Raw genomic sequence first — 14,403 nt, 5'->3', positions numbered from 1 at the left:
CCCAGGCTAATCATGCACTAACATTCAAACTGGACCGCTTAGGTGGGGCTGATCACGCTGATACCTCGTTCCAACTAGGGGTTATGGTAAAGGCGCTGCAGCGTATTTGTGAAGTAGTTAGCCTAACGACTAGTAATCTGAATGTTTATGGTCACGAAATACGCAATCTTCTTATTATTTCCTGTACGGAATTCGAGGCTCAGTGTAAGGGTATATTGATTGCGAATGGATATAATAAGCAGAAGATGTCTACAAATGACTATGTAAAATTGTTGCCGGTTTTGAAACTCGGTGACTATTCAGTTCGTGTGTCACCATACTCAGACGTAAACGACAGAAAGCCTTTTGTTAATTGGACTTCAAGTAAGGCAACTCAATCATTGTCATGGTACGATGCCTACAATCTAACAAAGCACAATCGGGAAACAGCGTTCTCTTCTGCAACCCTAGAGCATGCTGTAGATGCTCTAGCTGCGTGTGCAATTATGTCATTCGCGCAATTCGGAAAACTACCGAAAGGGGAGGCGAACACACAAGAGTTCTTCTCGTTAATAGACAAACCGAAATGGCGTTCCTTCGATTGCTACACAAAAATGGGCTATTCTGCAGGGGGATGGCAGGCGATTCACTACCCGTTCCCGTGATTGTCGTTTCTATCGCTTAGGCTATGCAAGATGTTCATTAGCTTTGTCGTGCGGTTTATTGAATTGCCAAGCAGTTCAACAAATGATTTTGATGAAGAATAATAAGGTTTGTATTGGTGCACTTAGTTTGCCGGTCACCTTTTGCCCTGTTTTTTCTCTGGTGCTGCAATCTGCCTTTCAACCCAAACAAGATGGTCTTGGGGTGAGGCATGTACTGGTTCCGGTATGTCCCGAAAGTAATCGGTTAGGACGTCCTTCAAATCAATCTGAGCGGGCTCTAAATCGGTTTTCATGCGCTTTGCCTTTCATCCGTGATGGAAGCCGGGCGGGTTTGGCCGGGTAGGAAAAAGGCCAGTTGGTCAACGATCCGCTTTTTGTGTTCCAGTGTCGGGCCGGTGCCGTATAAGGGCCGGTCGAACTTGTGGCCCATGATTTCAGTTTGCATTCGGTCGGGTACATCGAGGGCGGTTAAGCCGTCCTGGAAGGTGTGGCGCAAACTGTAAAGGGTGTGCTTTTCCGTCTCTTTCAGGCCGTTTTGTGCAAGATACTTGTTCACGGTCGCCGAAAGAGTTGATGACTTTTCAAAATATTTCCTCTGCTTCAGCGAAATAAGCATTTCCGCACCTAATAGCGCCGTGCCGCATAATGGAATTGAGCGCTTGGAATATTTTGTCTTCAGCTTGTTTTTATCCGTTGGTTCAATCAATACATGCGGGATGTCGGAATCCAGAATAAACCTATCTTTTGGAAGTCGGGCAATTTCGGAAGGGCGCGCACCTGTCGAAGCAACGATTAGGACAATTGCACGGGCTTCGTCGTTCATGCCTGCCAGTCCCGGTAACAGCCGATCTTGCACCCATTCACGCGAGAACGGGAATTGTTCGTTCTTTTCGTCGTCCTGCAAGAGGGTTCCGCTAAAAGGGTTCACGCTTGGGATACGGTGAAACTTGCAAATTTCCCGGTGCATCTTGCCTAGGTGAACAATGTCCTTGTTGGCGCTTCCATATTTCAACCCTTCGGTTTCGATCCGCTCTAGCCACCAGTCGCGAAAGTCGAGGGCGTGAAATTGGGTTACCTGATCAACCGGCAAATCAGGATTGACCTTTAGCCAATTGGCAATTGCCTTCTTTCGCGGGTTGCGCCAAACGCGCAATTGATCGTCGCTTTTCCCGCTTAACTCAGCCTTGCGCAGTTTCTCGAATTCATCCAGTAGGGCACTGGTTTTGATTTCTGTTGTGGGGGTTGCGCCACCGAACAGGGCTTCAAAATTGAGTTTTGTATTTGAGCTTATTTCGCCAAGCTTTGCGGCGCGGGCGACAAATTCGGCAGTTGGCAAGTTCATGACTTCAGGAAACGGGCGGTAATCGAAGCCATGCGCGTTTGCAAGATCAACGGCAGCTTTACGGCGTTCTACGGGGTCGGATGATTTCTCATTCTTCAGGGCTGACCATTGCGCCATGACCTGACGGTCAATCTCCAATGCCCTTGCCCTTGCTTCTGCCCTGTCGCGTGTTTTTAGCGCCTTTTTGACGTATTTGCGCGGGTCTATGTCCTGAAATTCGGCGGGCACCTTGCGCCGGTAGTGATACCAATCACCCTTTTTTTCAATATACGTTTTGTAATCCGCCATTTTGAAAAGTGCCCCAAATGTGCCCCAAAAAGTGCCCCAAAAGTGCCCCTAGAGGTTGGATTTCAACTCATGCGGGAAACTTATAACGCAGAAAATGGCGGATTTCTGCGGGATATGTCAAGAGGGGTGCAATTGGAGGTGGCGGAAGAGGTGGGATTCGAACCCACGGTACGGTTCCCCGCACGCCGGTTTTCAAGACCGGTGCCTTAAACCACTCGACCACTCTTCCGTTGCCTCCGTTTCAGGCTTTCCCCTCAAAAAGTCAAGAGGGGAGACACGGAGCGGCGAAGTTTCACTGGATAACCGGGAAGCGCTGGCGGAAATCGAATTTGACTGGACTTTGAAAGGCGATTGAGCAAGTTTCAGCGCCGACGAGATGATTTCTCGACGTGTGATTCACTTTGAAGTAATAAAGAACCGGTTAAATTCACGGTTGGCGTTTTAGCGGGGGCGAGCGCCTGGGGATCATTAGGGTTTTTCTTTCTGCCGGACGGCGTATTTGTGCGGCGAAAAATCATGTGGTTCGATGATAACGACAAGACGCGCGTGAATGGGCTGCCAGCGCGTCACCAACAGGATGGCAGGATGTTTGGGTTGGGCGTATTTTCGACCTCTGGGTTTCATGCAACACAGTCAGACGCCGTCGGACTTTCGTCCGAGCGGACCCGTCGTATCGTTGCCAATTCCGGTCGTATCTTGATGGTTGCTGCGGTTGCCGGTCTTTTGGCAGCTTGCGGTTCCACGCCCAAAACGACACCAACTAAGAACAAGTTCAGTCCTGACAAATACGGCGTGAAGGGAAGCCCGAAGGTCGTTGCAGAAGGCCAGTCCGTTCCCAAAGGTGGCGGACGGTATATGGTTGGCAAGAAATACAAGATTGCCGGCAAGTGGTACCAGCCTGAGCACAATCCGGACTACAAAAATGTCGGATTGGCGTCCTGGTATGGCCCGACTTTCCATGGCCGCAAGACGGCAAACGGCGAAGTTTTCGACCGTTACGGTCTGACGGCGGCTCATACGACCATGCCGCTTCCGTCCTATGCCCGCGTAACGAACGTGAATAACGGTCGCTCGATGATCGTTCGCGTCAACGACCGCGGCCCTTTCCATGGCAATCGTATCATCGACCTGTCGGAACGTGTTGCCGACATGCTGGGCACGAAGCAGGACGGGGTTGCGAAGGTCAAGGTCGAGTATGTCGGCAAGGCTCGCCTCGATGGCAAGGATGAAAAGTACCTGATGGCGTCCTACAGCGGACCGGATGCGGTTGCTCCTGGGGGAACATTCCCGGGAACGCAGCTTGCTCAGGCAGATTCTGTTCCGCCGCAGTTGATTTTTGGTGGCGCTCCAGCACCGGCCCCGCGTCCGTATCTGACAGCTTCGGCGTCTGTGGCGCGTTCGTTCGATGCAACGGCGAGTTATCAGATTGCTTTCGATCCGGCTTCTGCTTTCGAGCTGAATTCCGGCACCGTCAAGGTTGCTTCGGCAAACACATTTACGCCTGATGTGCCGACGGTCACTCCGGTCGGCTTCACATCCGAACCGTTGGCTCCGGTCCAGAACGGTTTTGAAGGCATCCCTGTTGGTGAAACCCCGACCCCCGTGTCCTCTTATCTCCCGGATACTCGCATCGACAAGGCGCATGGCCTGTTTGATTTTGCGCGTAGTGACAGGATTCCGCTGACACGCCTTGCAGGGCGCTGACCTTACCCGCTAAAGTTCGTCACGATTGGATCCCCGTGCCTTGCGCGGGGAGGTCTCTGCGGGATCTTGTGTAGTGCGTCAATTTTTGCGATCTGCGATTTGGACCAACCTGTTTGTCTGCCTACTGGTGACAGATTTCGGTCAAGCCAAGGCGGAGGTCCTGTCAACACGTGCGCCGATCGCCTTCCTGGTCGAAACCAAAACCGGATCGGTGCTCTATTCAAAGGACGGAAACAAGACCTTTGAACCCGCCGGGCTTACCAGGATTGTCACGGCTGCAACAGTGTTTCAGGCGATCAAGGACGGTGAGATCACCGAGGAAACCCCATGCAAGGTCAGCGAGTATGCGTGGCGAACAGGAGGGGCGCCCTCGGGCAATCCCACGATGTTTGCCGAACTTGGATCCGAGATACCGGTTCTAGACCTTCTCAAGGGTCTGCTTGTCCATCAGGCCCATGATGCTGCCATCATCCTCGCGGAATGCCTCAATCATGACGAGGCGAAGTTCACCGAAAGAATGAATGGTTATGTCGCCCGTATCGGACTGACAGCGAGCCGGTTCGATAACCCGGCGGGAATGCCCGCGAAAGGGGCTGTGACGACTGCAGAGGATATGGCGGCCCTTTGCCAACACATGCTGCATGAGTATGCGGACAGATATCCGCTTTTCTCGATCGGGAAATTCACCTGGAACGGCATTTTTCAACGCAACCGAAACCCGATCATGGGCGAAGTGCGTGGTCTTGACGGATTTGGTGTCGGATCAAGCGAAACAGACGGATTTGCAGCAGCTGCGTCCCTCATCCGGGACGGGCGGCGGGTTATCGCGATTGTTGCGGGCACTCCATCGGCGAAGGCGCGGGCTCAGGCCCTCAAGGAAGTGGTGGACGGAGCGTGGGAGCTCTTTTCCATCAGCACAATTTTCTCCAAGGGCGAAACCATCGCTTTTGCCCGCGTACACGGCGGGCAGGCGAGCGAGGTTCCTCTGGTGGCAGCGTCTGATATCAGTGTGCTCTTGCCCAAGGCCGGTACGCTGGATTATCGGCTCCGTGTTTCCTATCAGGGGCCCGTGCAGGCGCCCGTTGAGCCGGGACAGGTGCTCGGCGAGCTCATAGTGCTCTCCGGTGAGCAGATCGTTCACCGTGTACCGCTGGAAACAGGTGGGGAGCGGATCGAAAGAGGGGATTTGTTCTCGCGTGCGACCGATGGGCTGCAAGAGCTGTTGTTCGGCTGGCTGTGAGCCTGTATGCAGAACACTCTAGGCCAAGCTGCAAGGTGAGCGAGTACCGTCGGGTGACAGGTCAATTCATTACATTTGAAGGTGGCGAAGGCGCGGGCAAAACGACCCAGATTGCGCTTTTGAAACAACGGCTTGAGGAACTCGGAATTCAGGTGATCTTGACGCGTGAACCGGGTGGTTCTCCCGGGGCTGAGAAGATTCGCGAGATGCTCTTGTCAGGTGCTGCGCGCAAGCTGGGTCCTCGCGGCGAGGCGATGCTTTTTGCCGCTGCACGGGCCGACCACGTTGACAGTGTGATCGTACCTGCGCTTGAGCGTGGTGACTGGGTAATCTGTGACCGTTTCGCTGATTCAACGCGCGTGTATCAAGGCGAAGCCGGGGTTGATACTCAGGTGCTGGACCTCCTGGAAACGGTAGCAGTGGCCGGGACGAGGCCGGACCTGACGATACTGATCGATATTCCGGCTGAAATCGGTTTGTCGCGGGTTTCGGCTCGTTCAAAAACAGATGCTTCTGGTGGCCCGGATCGCTTTGAATCCGACAACATCGCCACGCACGAACGTCGGCGTACTCTGTTTCTCGACCTTGCCAAACGTGAGCCGGATCGTTTTGGCGTTGTAGACGGGCGTCATTCCTCAGACCATGTGGCGAAGGAAATCTGGTGGATCGTGGAACGCCACTTCAAGGATCTTTTCGTCGAAGCTGGTGGGGAAGACATCGCAACATTGAAAGAACAGGACTGAGGCATGGCCCCGCGCAACGAGATCGTCGAGACACCGGAAGTCGACGCTCTGCCGGGCGTTCCCTTGCCGCGCGAACAGTCTGACCTGATCGGCCATGCCGAGATTGAACGTGCCTTGCTCGACGCCTACAGGTCCGACAGGTTCCATCATGCGTGGATACTCGGAGGGCCTAAGGGGATAGGAAAGGCCACTCTGGCCTTCCGCTTCGCCCGGTTTGCGCTCGCACATCCGGATCGGTTCGGGGATGTCGTTGGCAGCGCTTCATCCCTTTCGGTGTCTTCTGACAGCACGGTGTATCACCAGATTGCAGCCGGTGCGCATCCGAACGTGCTTCATTTGCGCCGCCCCTGGGATGAACGCGGCAAGCGGTTCAAGTCGGACTTGCCGGTTGATGAGGTCCGAAAAACCGTTTCCTTTTTTGGAACCACTGCATCTGCGAACGCATGGCGCGTCTGCATTGTGGACGCGGCCGATGACATGAACCAAAGCTCGGCCAACGCACTTTTGAAGATCCTTGAGGAGCCGCCGGCGCGATCTGTATTCCTTGTTCTTTCGCATACACCGGGGCGTCTGCTGCCGACCATTCGTTCTCGCTGCCGCCGACTTGACCTTGCTCCATTGTCAGAAGGTGAGTTGGCGACCGGCCTGTCGAAATTCGCACCGGATTTGGCTGCAAGCGAACGGGACATTCGAGATGTCACGTCGTACGCCGACGGTAGCCTCCGATCGGCCTTTGTATTGCTTGCCGGGGATGGGTTGGCGATTGCACGTGGCTTCATGAAGCTTGTCCAGGAGGGTGGTTCGCCAAGCATCGGGGCCCTCCACGGTCTCGGAGACCTCGTGTCGGCGCGTGGGCAAAGCGACAACTGGGAAAGCTTCCAGCATGTCGCAGAACACTATCTGCATGGCCTGTTGGCGCAGTCGGCGCGATCCGGCCCCTCCGGTTTATCCATTGCCCATGAGATTTCCGGCCTATGGGAACAGTTCAATCAGGCAGTTCGCGATGCGGATGCCCTCAATCTAGACCGCAAGCAGGTGGTCCTTGATTTGGTGTTGAAACTCGCCAGATTAAGGGTGAAAAGTGCCTGAACGGATCGGCGCCTCAGGACTCCTGAAGGCCAGTCGGCCTGTGTTCTTCATTAAGTGGATGTTTGGCGAAAGCCGTTTTAATGGACACCAATTCAGCCACAATAACCGAACCCAGACTTTCTCATGCTTGTAGACAGCCACTGCCATCTAGATTTCCCAGACTTCGACGGCGAACACGAAGCCCTGATCGAACGGGCTAGCGAAGCCGGTGTGAAATTGATGGTGACCATCTGCACGCGTGTGCGCAAGTTTCCGCAGGTCCTTGCTGTCGCTGAAGCCCATGAGCCGGTCTATTGCTCCGTTGGTACTCACCCCCACAATGCCGGGGAGGAGGACGGAATACCCGCTTCGGAAATCATCGCCCTTGCCGCTCATCCGAAAGTGGTCGCCATTGGTGAGGCCGGGCTTGATTACTTCTACGACAAGGCTCCGCGGGATGCCCAGGCAAGGGGACTGCGAACCCATATTGCCGCTGCTCGCGAGACGGGTTTGCCGCTGGTTATTCATTCACGCGATGCAGATGACGACATGACGGCCATCTTACGGGAGGAAATGGGAAAGGGGCCCTTCAAGGCCGTCCTCCATTGCTTTTCATCCGGACGCGAACTGGCAATGGCCGGGATCGAGCTCGGCCTCTATGTCTCGTTTTCCGGGATACTCACCTTCAAACGCTCTGAAGAGCTGCGGGCAATTGCCCGTGATGTTCCAATCGATCGCCTGCTGGTGGAAACCGATGCGCCCTATCTCGCGCCGCAACCGCGTCGCGGCAAACGCAATGAACCGGCATATACGGCGATGACTGCAGCGGTTCTTGCCGAAGTGCACGGAGTGAGTGCCGAAGAAATGGCCCGGCAGACGACGGAGAATTTCTTCCGCCTGTTTTCAAAGGTTCCGCGCCCGTCGCCGGTAGGTGGTGAATGACGGATCGTTTGGTTGTCACCATACTTGGTTGCGGGTCTTCCGGAGGCGTTCCTCGCATAGGAAACGATTGGGGGCTCTGCGATCCCAACGACAGCCGAAATCGACGTTCGCGCTGCTCCTTGCTCGTGGACAGGATTTCGGTTGCCGGAGCGACGCGCGTCCTCATAGACACAGGCCCTGATCTTCGCGAGCAGATGTTGCGCGAAAATGTTCAGGATCTGGATGCGGTTCTTTATACGCATGCGCATGCCGATCATCTTCACGGAATTGATGATCTTCGCGTCTTCACGATCCGGAACCGAAGCCGTATGCCGGTTTATATGGACGAGCCAACAACAGCGCGTGCTCTTGAGTCCTTCGGTTATTGTTTCAAAACACCGGAAGGGTCGTCTTATCCCGCGATCCTGGATCATCACCCTCTGATCGTCGGCATACCTTGCTCAGTATCCGGACAAGGTGGGGAGCTTGAGTTCAACTCCGTACTAGTGCGTCATGGCGATATCGCTGCCTTGGTGTTCCGGTTTAATAACATCGGCTATATGCCTGATGTTTCAGATCTTTCAGACAGAAATGTTGCAGAACTCTCGGGGCTGGACATCCTGATAATCGACGCACTCAGGCGTACACCGCATCCCAGCCATTTTTCCCTCGAGGATGCCTTGCGCTGGATAGACGTACTGAAACCTGGTCGAGCCATTTTGACCAACATGCATGTCGATATGGACTATCAGACCCTGTGCGCTGAACTGCCGTCGCACATACGTCCCGCTTATGACGGGATGAAGATTGAAATTGGACTGTAATTGGGGTGTTCAAGGAAGAACGGGCAGAAGCCTGAAAGCTTCTGCCCGTAGTAGGCGTTCTTCGCGTGGTAAGCGGTGGCAAACAGGTCCCGGTTCAAGGTCGCAAACTACTTCGACGACTACTCATTGTACCGGTAGCGTTCGGAACACGGTCAAAACATTAACATGCGTTAACTAAATAATCAAATCTGGCAAACTACACGACTATTTGAACGGCGCGAATTTGACTTGATCCCAATTAAATAAAAGTCATGAAGATAATACTTCGCACGTAGGGCATGTGGCAACTCGATGAAAAAAGAGAAGATAGAACAGCGCCTTACGAGATCCGCTTATGCGTATCTTGATCGTTATGGTTCGTCGGTCCACAACCTGAAAAAGGTGTTGCGCCGCAAAGCCAGACGATTTCTGGATGACGATGCCATCGCTAACGAAGACCTTGAAACCATTATTGAAGCCGTGGTGGGGAAGTGCCAGTCATACGGGTTTGTCGACGATAAAGTTTTTGCACAAAGCAAGGTTTCCAGCCTGCGCCGTAAAGGTGGTTCAACACGGAAGATCATGGCCAGTTTGGCGGCAAAGGGAATTGATCAGGATACAGCTCAGCAGGCTATCGAGACAGTTCAGGTGGACGATGGTGAAGCTGCGTTGAGATACGCTCAAAGACGTCGGTTGGGGCCGTTCCGGTCGACTGAAGGCGAACGCCTGGTTCGCCGGGAACGTGACATAGCAGCCATGTGTCGAGCCGGCTTCAGCGTTTCTCTCGCGATACAGGTCATTGATGGAGAAATCGACGGGCAGGGCGAAGATTAGCCGCTACTCCATGCGCATTGCCTCTGTCTCGATCATGATTTTGACCTCATCGCCAACAAGGCCGTTTTCCACGGCGTAAGTCATTCTGAAATCGCTTCTTTTTAGTGTCGCGCGCGCACTGATACCAAGGACAAACCGGCCGTGTCCAAATGGGTATTTCTCGGCACGGTTCAGCGTAACATCAAGTGTTATCGGGATCGTTTTGCCCCGCAGGGTCAGTTCACCCGTAACCGTGCCATGCGTTGGGCCTGAAGGTTCTCCGGCATTCGCGCGGAACGTCATGGTCGGATGGGATTTCGCGTCAAGGAAGTCCTTGCTGCGGACGTGATTGTCTCGGGCTGCGTTGAAGGATTCAACACTGGGCGTTTCAATTGTCACAAGCGCATCGGACAAGGCTTGCGTATCCATGTCATAGGAAAATGAGCCAGTCACTTTCGTGAATATTCCAAGCGTGTCGGCAAAACCGATATGGCTGACGAAGAACGCGACAGTCGTGTGTTCCGGATCCAGTTCGTATCGATGCGGTTCAGCCATTGCCGGAATGCTCGTCATCAAGGCAGTGCAGATTGTCAGCGCCATTCGCATCGGTTTCATCCTCCAGTGAGATAAGCGACATCTCCAAGTTCTGTATTAGATCTTAGTGCGCTTGGTGGTGACATTCGAGAGCTGACGGCTGATTGGGGTTTCACATTTGGCGGAGAACTCAACGGACCGGGGCATGCCTACGGTTCAAATTGGCGAACTAAAAATATTCCATAATATATATTATGCGGTTTATGTGTGTGGCAATGCTGATTGGAATGAAGATATGGCCGAGAACGTTTTAAGGCTCCCCCGGGATGCTCATTTGGCCGAATTATCACTGCTTTGCCAATCCTGCAGATTGATTAGTCATGGGCGCAGGACTTGCCGCGCAGCTTCTTGATGTCGCCGCGCTTCTTTTTCGTGTCGAGCCGCCGACGTTTGGATGCAAGTGTCGGTCTAGTGGCTTTCCGTGGTTTCGGCTTTTCGGTCGCCTTTGCGAGCAACTGGATCAAGCGCTCCAGTGCATCCACACGATTTCGCTCACGTGTTCTAAATCGATCGGCCTGTATGATGATCTCGCCAGATAATGTGAGACGACTGCCGGCAAGCTTGGCAGCCTTGGCTTTCACATCCTCCGGCAGGCTCTCGTTTGTCGCCAGATTGAAACGCAACTGGACAGCCGTTGAAACCTTGTTGACGTTTTGTCCGCCGGGTCCTGAAGCGCGGATGAAGTCCTCGCGGATATCGTCGGAACTGATGTGCAATCGACTCGTAACGGGTATCAAGCCCCTTGGTGCTGACGGTGCATCATCCTCAAATTCGTCTTTTCCGCCAGACATGGTTCAAGCCTTCTTGGCGGGCAATTCGAGACCAAGCCCATGAAGAATGATGCCTGATATGGCAGTTTCGGTTTCGTCGAAGAATGCAGGGTCTTCAAGGCCTGTTCCGGTAACTGCCGAGACCTGCGCAGCAAAATCGGCGTAATGCTGTGTAGTCGCCCAGATCATGAAAAGCAGATGCACTGGTGACACCTTGCCGATCTTGCCTTCCTTGATCCAATGCTCAATGACATCGGCCTTTTCGGCGACAATCTTTTTCAGATCCTGTTCAAGTGCTTGTTTGATTTGCGGGGCACCTTGCATGACTTCATTGGCGAAAAGCCGGGATGCATCGGGCGTTTTCGCTGACATTTCAAGCTTTTGCCGGATATAGAACCGCAGTTCCAGAGCGGGATCCCCGTCCCTGTCCAGAGTTCGTAGAGGGTTCAACCAGCCATCGAGGATCTGGTCCATGACGGCTGCGTAAACAGCATCCTTGGACGAAAAGTAATACAGCAGGTTGGATTTCGACATACCCGCTGCTTTCGAGATCTGCTCTATCGTAGCGCCGGCATATCCGAAACGGGAGAACTCGCCCAATGCCGCATCAAGAATTCTTGCGCGGTTTTTTTCCTGGATTCGGCTCATTCCGGCCTTAGCCGTGCCTGTTTGGGTTGTCACCCGAGAGCCCCCTTCTCCGTTTGCCCCAATTCCCCATAGGTAACCTCTTTTTATGGGGCTCGACAACCATGCAGACCGTGTGGGGATAAAAAAGCGTGAGACGGAAAAGACTGTAAAAACAAAGAGGCCGCTGACCCGTCAGGTAATTTCGGGTCAACGGCCAACGATTTTGTAATGCTGTGCGGGGCGTAAGTGACCCTATCAGTGTTTCTTTGTAAAGAGGCCGCCGAGAGCCCCTAGAAGGCCCTTTTTCAGGCCAAGCAGACCGCCGATGAGTCCGAGTTTCTTGCCGAGCAGTCCCTGCAACAGTCCACCAAAGAGGTCGTGCTTGCCGCCCTCCTCCTTCTTTTCCGGTTCCGGCTTTGCCTCTGGCTCGGGCTTTGCTTCCGGCTTGTGGTTCTGTTCCGGTTTGTGTGTGCCATGGACGACTTGTGGCTTGTGGGCTGCATGCGCGGAGTGAACACATCCACCCTTCGCTATCTGTGCATTTCCGCCGTTCGCTTCGACTTTGGCATTCACATTTGCGTCGAATTTCGCCTCGACATTTGCATGCCCGGCAGACTGCGCCTGAACGAGATGCTGTCCGAACAGGTTCGCTTTCCCGATATCAAGCTTGCCCTTGTGGTGGCCAAGCAGCCCGGTGATAAGTCCTAATGTCATGACGAAGCTCCCCCATGCTGTTCTGCATGAACAGTCTCTTTGCATGATGTTATGGTTAATGACTTATTAAAACTGTTGGAAACTACCGAGTCCGGCTACGTAGTTGAGTCGCGCTGAATCCTTTGGAACTGCGGAAACCGACGATCGCGGACCGCGATTCCTCTTTGAAATTTTCTGGCTTGACCGAGTTCAAGAGTCTTCCTAACCTCTTTTTGACCAATTGGTCAGATTTCGCTGCGTGAGCTTTTAAATACCCCAATAGCGCATGCCGCAGAGACTGACCGACGAGAAGCCGAAATGGCCAAAGAGCTTTCACCAGAAAAGCTCGATCCAGAGAGCAATTCATTGTCGAAAGGGACTCATAAAAATGCCCCGACAATGTAACAGTGGGAACCGTTCGGGAAACCGAGGCCGCTAGCCCGATATTGGGATGGCCCCCGAACATGATCGTTGGAAATGGCAGCCTCGAATGTGCTGGGCTGCAAGGGAGGACGCATGTCGATTTCGGCATCAACCACAAACAATCTCGACGCATTCTGGATGCCTTTTACGGCAAACCGGCAATTCAAACAGGCTCCGCGCATGTTCGTGGGCGCCAAGGACATGCATTACACGACTGCTGATGGCCGTCAGGTTCTGGATGGAACTGCTGGCCTGTGGTGCTGCAACGCTGGCCACAGCCGCCCGCGCATCGTTGAAGCCGTGCAAAAGCAGGTCGCCGAACTCGATTACGCGCCGGCCTTCCAGATGGGGCATCCCAAGGCGTTTGAACTGGCGGCACGTCTTGCTGCCCTACTTCCCTCACCGCTGGACCACGTGTTCTTCACGAACTCTGGCTCTGAAAGTGTCGACACGGCGCTCAAGATTGCACTCGCCTATCAGAGAGCGATTGGTCAGGGCACGCGCACCCGTTTAATTGGTCGTGAGCGCGGCTATCATGGCGTCGGATTTGGCGGCATTTCCGTTGGCGGGATCGTCAACAACCGCAAAACCTTCGGAACGATGCTCACTGGCGTGGACCACATGCGTCACACCCATGATCCGTCGCGCAACGCTTTCTCCCGTGGAATGCCAGAACATGGCGCTGAATATGCCGAAGATCTGATCCGCATCATCCAGCTGCATGATCCTTCCACAATTGCAGCAGTAATCGTGGAACCGGTTGCCGGGTCGACGGGTGTCATTCTGCCGCCGAAGAAGTATCTGGAGCGCCTTCGTGCCATTTGCGACCAGCACGGCATCCTCCTGATTTTCGATGAAGTGATCACCGGCTTCGGCCGTCTGGGGTCACCGTTCGCCACCGATTATTTCGGGGTGACACCTGATCTCGTAACCACAGCCAAGGGGTTGACCAGTGGCGTGATCCCGATGGGCGCCGTGTTCTGCACCAAGGCGATCTATGATGCTTTCATGACTGGCCCGGATCACATGATCGAGCTGTTCCACGGCTATACCTATTCCGCGCATCCGATTGCGTGTGCGGCTGCCCTGGCGACCTTGGACACCTATGACGAGGAAGGTCTGCTGACACGCGCCGCTGATCTTGCCCAATACTGGGAAGACGGTCTTCATGCCCTGAAAGACTGCCCGCATGTCATCGACATTCGCAATCTCGGACTTATCGGTGCCATTGAGCTTGAGGGCATAGCCGGAGAGCCGACCAAACGCGCCTTTTCTGCGTTCCTGAAGGCTTATGACGACGGCCTTCTGATCCGGACCACCGGTGACATCATCGCTCTGTCTCCGCCGCTGATCATCAGCAAGGAGCAGATCGACGAACTCTTCGACAAGCTTCGGACTGTTCTCAACAGCATCGACTGAGGCAAGGAAACAGCGCAATGACCCGGAAACAGGCATCATCTGAAATTCTGATAGATGACGAACGTGTCCGGGTCACACGCTTTGACTTTGAACCCGGCGACGAGACCGGGTGGCATACCCATGGCCTCGATTATGTCATCACGACCCTGACCGACTGCACGATGGTTCTGGAGGAACCCGGAGGCGAAACACGCGAGGTGTTTGTTCCGGCGGGAACCGTCTACCGGCGTCATGAGGGTGTCCATCACAACGTCATCAATGGCGGAGCGGCTGTTATGTCCTTCGTCGAAACAGAATTGAAATAGGGAGAT

14 protein-coding genes, 1 tRNA gene and 1 pseudogene are annotated in these 14,403 nt (G+C 54.0%); 10 read left to right on the top strand and 6 right to left on the bottom strand.

All coding sequences use genetic code 11. The features are described from left to right. Positions 1–644 (top strand): annotated as a pseudogene (locus F0155_RS23435) (hypothetical protein); the annotation flags it as partial. Positions 645–933: 289 nt separating this feature from the next. Here F0155_RS23435 and F0155_RS13125 read toward each other — a convergent pair. Both F0155_RS13125 and F0155_RS13120 read right to left on the bottom strand, forming a co-directional pair. Then, positions 934–2,274: a DUF6538 domain-containing protein gene (locus tag F0155_RS13125; RefSeq protein WP_150524969.1), complete on the bottom strand. Its 1,341-nt coding sequence runs from the start codon at positions 2,272–2,274 to the stop codon at positions 934–936. A gap of 139 nt (positions 2,275–2,413) precedes the next feature. Beyond that, positions 2,414–2,503, bottom strand: a tRNA-Ser gene (locus tag F0155_RS13120). A 287-nt stretch (positions 2,504–2,790) separates the two neighbouring features. Here F0155_RS13120 and F0155_RS13115 point away from each other — a divergent pair. The 7 genes from F0155_RS13115 (at position 2,791) to F0155_RS13085 (ending at position 9,587) form a co-directional block, all read left to right on the top strand. Next, positions 2,791–3,978, top strand: a complete 1,188-nt coding sequence (locus tag F0155_RS13115; RefSeq protein WP_244303513.1) for a septal ring lytic transglycosylase RlpA family protein — start codon at positions 2,791–2,793, stop codon at positions 3,976–3,978. A gap of 73 nt (positions 3,979–4,051) precedes the next feature. After that, positions 4,052–5,218: a D-alanyl-D-alanine carboxypeptidase family protein gene (locus tag F0155_RS13110; RefSeq protein WP_150524968.1), complete on the top strand. Its 1,167-nt coding sequence runs from the start codon at positions 4,052–4,054 to the stop codon at positions 5,216–5,218. A 53-nt stretch (positions 5,219–5,271) separates the two neighbouring features. Further along, entirely contained in the window at positions 5,272–5,961 is a 690-nt protein-coding gene (gene tmk, locus F0155_RS13105) for a dTMP kinase (RefSeq protein WP_150524967.1), read from the top strand. Positions 5,962–5,964: 3 nt separating this feature from the next. After that, entirely contained in the window at positions 5,965–7,050 is a 1,086-nt protein-coding gene (locus F0155_RS13100) for a DNA polymerase III subunit delta' (RefSeq protein WP_150524966.1), read from the top strand. Between the two features lie 123 nt (positions 7,051–7,173). Continuing rightward, positions 7,174–7,971, top strand: coding sequence for a TatD family hydrolase (locus F0155_RS13095; RefSeq protein ID WP_150524965.1), 798 nt, complete (start codon positions 7,174–7,176; stop codon positions 7,969–7,971). After that, positions 7,968–8,774, top strand: coding sequence for an MBL fold metallo-hydrolase (locus tag F0155_RS13090; RefSeq protein ID WP_150524964.1), 807 nt, complete (start codon positions 7,968–7,970; stop codon positions 8,772–8,774). The genes F0155_RS13095 and F0155_RS13090 overlap by 4 nt, the downstream gene beginning before the upstream one ends. A 291-nt stretch (positions 8,775–9,065) precedes the next feature. Then, positions 9,066–9,587, top strand: a complete 522-nt coding sequence (locus F0155_RS13085; protein WP_150524963.1) for a regulatory protein RecX — start codon at positions 9,066–9,068, stop codon at positions 9,585–9,587. Between the two features lie 3 nt (positions 9,588–9,590). Here the strand turns inward: F0155_RS13085 and F0155_RS13080 are convergent, their stop codons facing one another. From F0155_RS13080 to F0155_RS23655, 4 genes are all read right to left on the bottom strand, one after another. Then, a complete protein-coding gene (locus F0155_RS13080; RefSeq protein ID WP_208999260.1) occupies positions 9,591–10,121 on the bottom strand; it encodes a YceI family protein in 531 nt (176 codons plus the stop codon). A 353-nt stretch (positions 10,122–10,474) separates the two neighbouring features. Further along, a complete protein-coding gene (arfB, locus tag F0155_RS13075; RefSeq protein WP_150524962.1) occupies positions 10,475–10,951 on the bottom strand; it encodes an alternative ribosome rescue aminoacyl-tRNA hydrolase ArfB in 477 nt (158 codons plus the stop codon). 3 nt (positions 10,952–10,954) lie between these two features. After that, entirely contained in the window at positions 10,955–11,578 is a 624-nt protein-coding gene (gene rutR / locus F0155_RS13070) for an HTH-type transcriptional regulator RutR (RefSeq protein WP_150524961.1), read from the bottom strand. Between the two features lie 234 nt (positions 11,579–11,812). Further along, the gene (locus F0155_RS23655; protein ID WP_204934463.1) at positions 11,813–12,271 is read right to left on the bottom strand and encodes a hypothetical protein; all 459 of its coding nucleotides are present in this window, start codon (positions 12,269–12,271) and stop codon (positions 11,813–11,815) included. 495 nt (positions 12,272–12,766) lie between these two features. Here F0155_RS23655 and aptA point away from each other — a divergent pair, with 495 nt between their 5' ends. After that, positions 12,767–14,092, top strand: coding sequence for an omega-aminotransferase AptA (gene aptA / locus F0155_RS13060; protein ID WP_150524960.1), 1,326 nt, complete (start codon positions 12,767–12,769; stop codon positions 14,090–14,092). Between the two features lie 17 nt (positions 14,093–14,109). Next, positions 14,110–14,397 (top strand): cupin domain-containing protein, encoded by a 288-nt coding sequence (locus F0155_RS13055; protein WP_150524959.1) that lies wholly within the window; start codon positions 14,110–14,112, stop codon positions 14,395–14,397. Positions 14,398–14,403 lie beyond the last annotated feature (6 nt).

Origin of the sequence: Roseibium sediminis (genome assembly GCF_008711325.1) — a bacterium.
Classification (GTDB): domain Bacteria; phylum Pseudomonadota; class Alphaproteobacteria; order Rhizobiales; family Stappiaceae; genus Roseibium; species Roseibium sediminis.
This window is presented reverse-complemented; position numbering and strand designations above follow the sequence as displayed.

What these genes read in the sequence shown, in the direction of transcription:
- F0155_RS13125 (WP_150524969.1), bottom strand. Translation starts at nt 2,274, where the DNA reads ATGGCGGATTACAAAACGTATATTGAAAAAAAGGGTGATTGGTATCAC.
- F0155_RS13115 (WP_244303513.1), top strand. Translation starts at nt 2,791, where the DNA reads ATGTGGTTCGATGATAACGACAAGACGCGCGTGAATGGGCTGCCAGCG.
- F0155_RS13100 (WP_150524966.1), top strand. Translation starts at nt 5,965, where the DNA reads ATGGCCCCGCGCAACGAGATCGTCGAGACACCGGAAGTCGACGCTCTG.
- F0155_RS13095 (WP_150524965.1), top strand. Translation starts at nt 7,174, where the DNA reads ATGCTTGTAGACAGCCACTGCCATCTAGATTTCCCAGACTTCGACGGC.
- F0155_RS13090 (WP_150524964.1), top strand. Translation starts at nt 7,968, where the DNA reads ATGACGGATCGTTTGGTTGTCACCATACTTGGTTGCGGGTCTTCCGGA.
- F0155_RS13085 (WP_150524963.1), top strand. Translation starts at nt 9,066, where the DNA reads ATGAAAAAAGAGAAGATAGAACAGCGCCTTACGAGATCCGCTTATGCG.
- F0155_RS13080 (WP_208999260.1), bottom strand. Translation starts at nt 10,121, where the DNA reads ATGGCTGAACCGCATCGATACGAACTGGATCCGGAACACACGACTGTC.
- arfB (WP_150524962.1), bottom strand. Translation starts at nt 10,951, where the DNA reads ATGTCTGGCGGAAAAGACGAATTTGAGGATGATGCACCGTCAGCACCA.
- rutR (WP_150524961.1), bottom strand. Translation starts at nt 11,578, where the DNA reads ATGAGCCGAATCCAGGAAAAAAACCGCGCAAGAATTCTTGATGCGGCA.
- F0155_RS23655 (WP_204934463.1), bottom strand. Translation starts at nt 12,271, where the DNA reads ATGACATTAGGACTTATCACCGGGCTGCTTGGCCACCACAAGGGCAAG.
- aptA (WP_150524960.1), top strand. Translation starts at nt 12,767, where the DNA reads ATGTCGATTTCGGCATCAACCACAAACAATCTCGACGCATTCTGGATG.
- F0155_RS13055 (WP_150524959.1), top strand. Translation starts at nt 14,110, where the DNA reads ATGACCCGGAAACAGGCATCATCTGAAATTCTGATAGATGACGAACGT.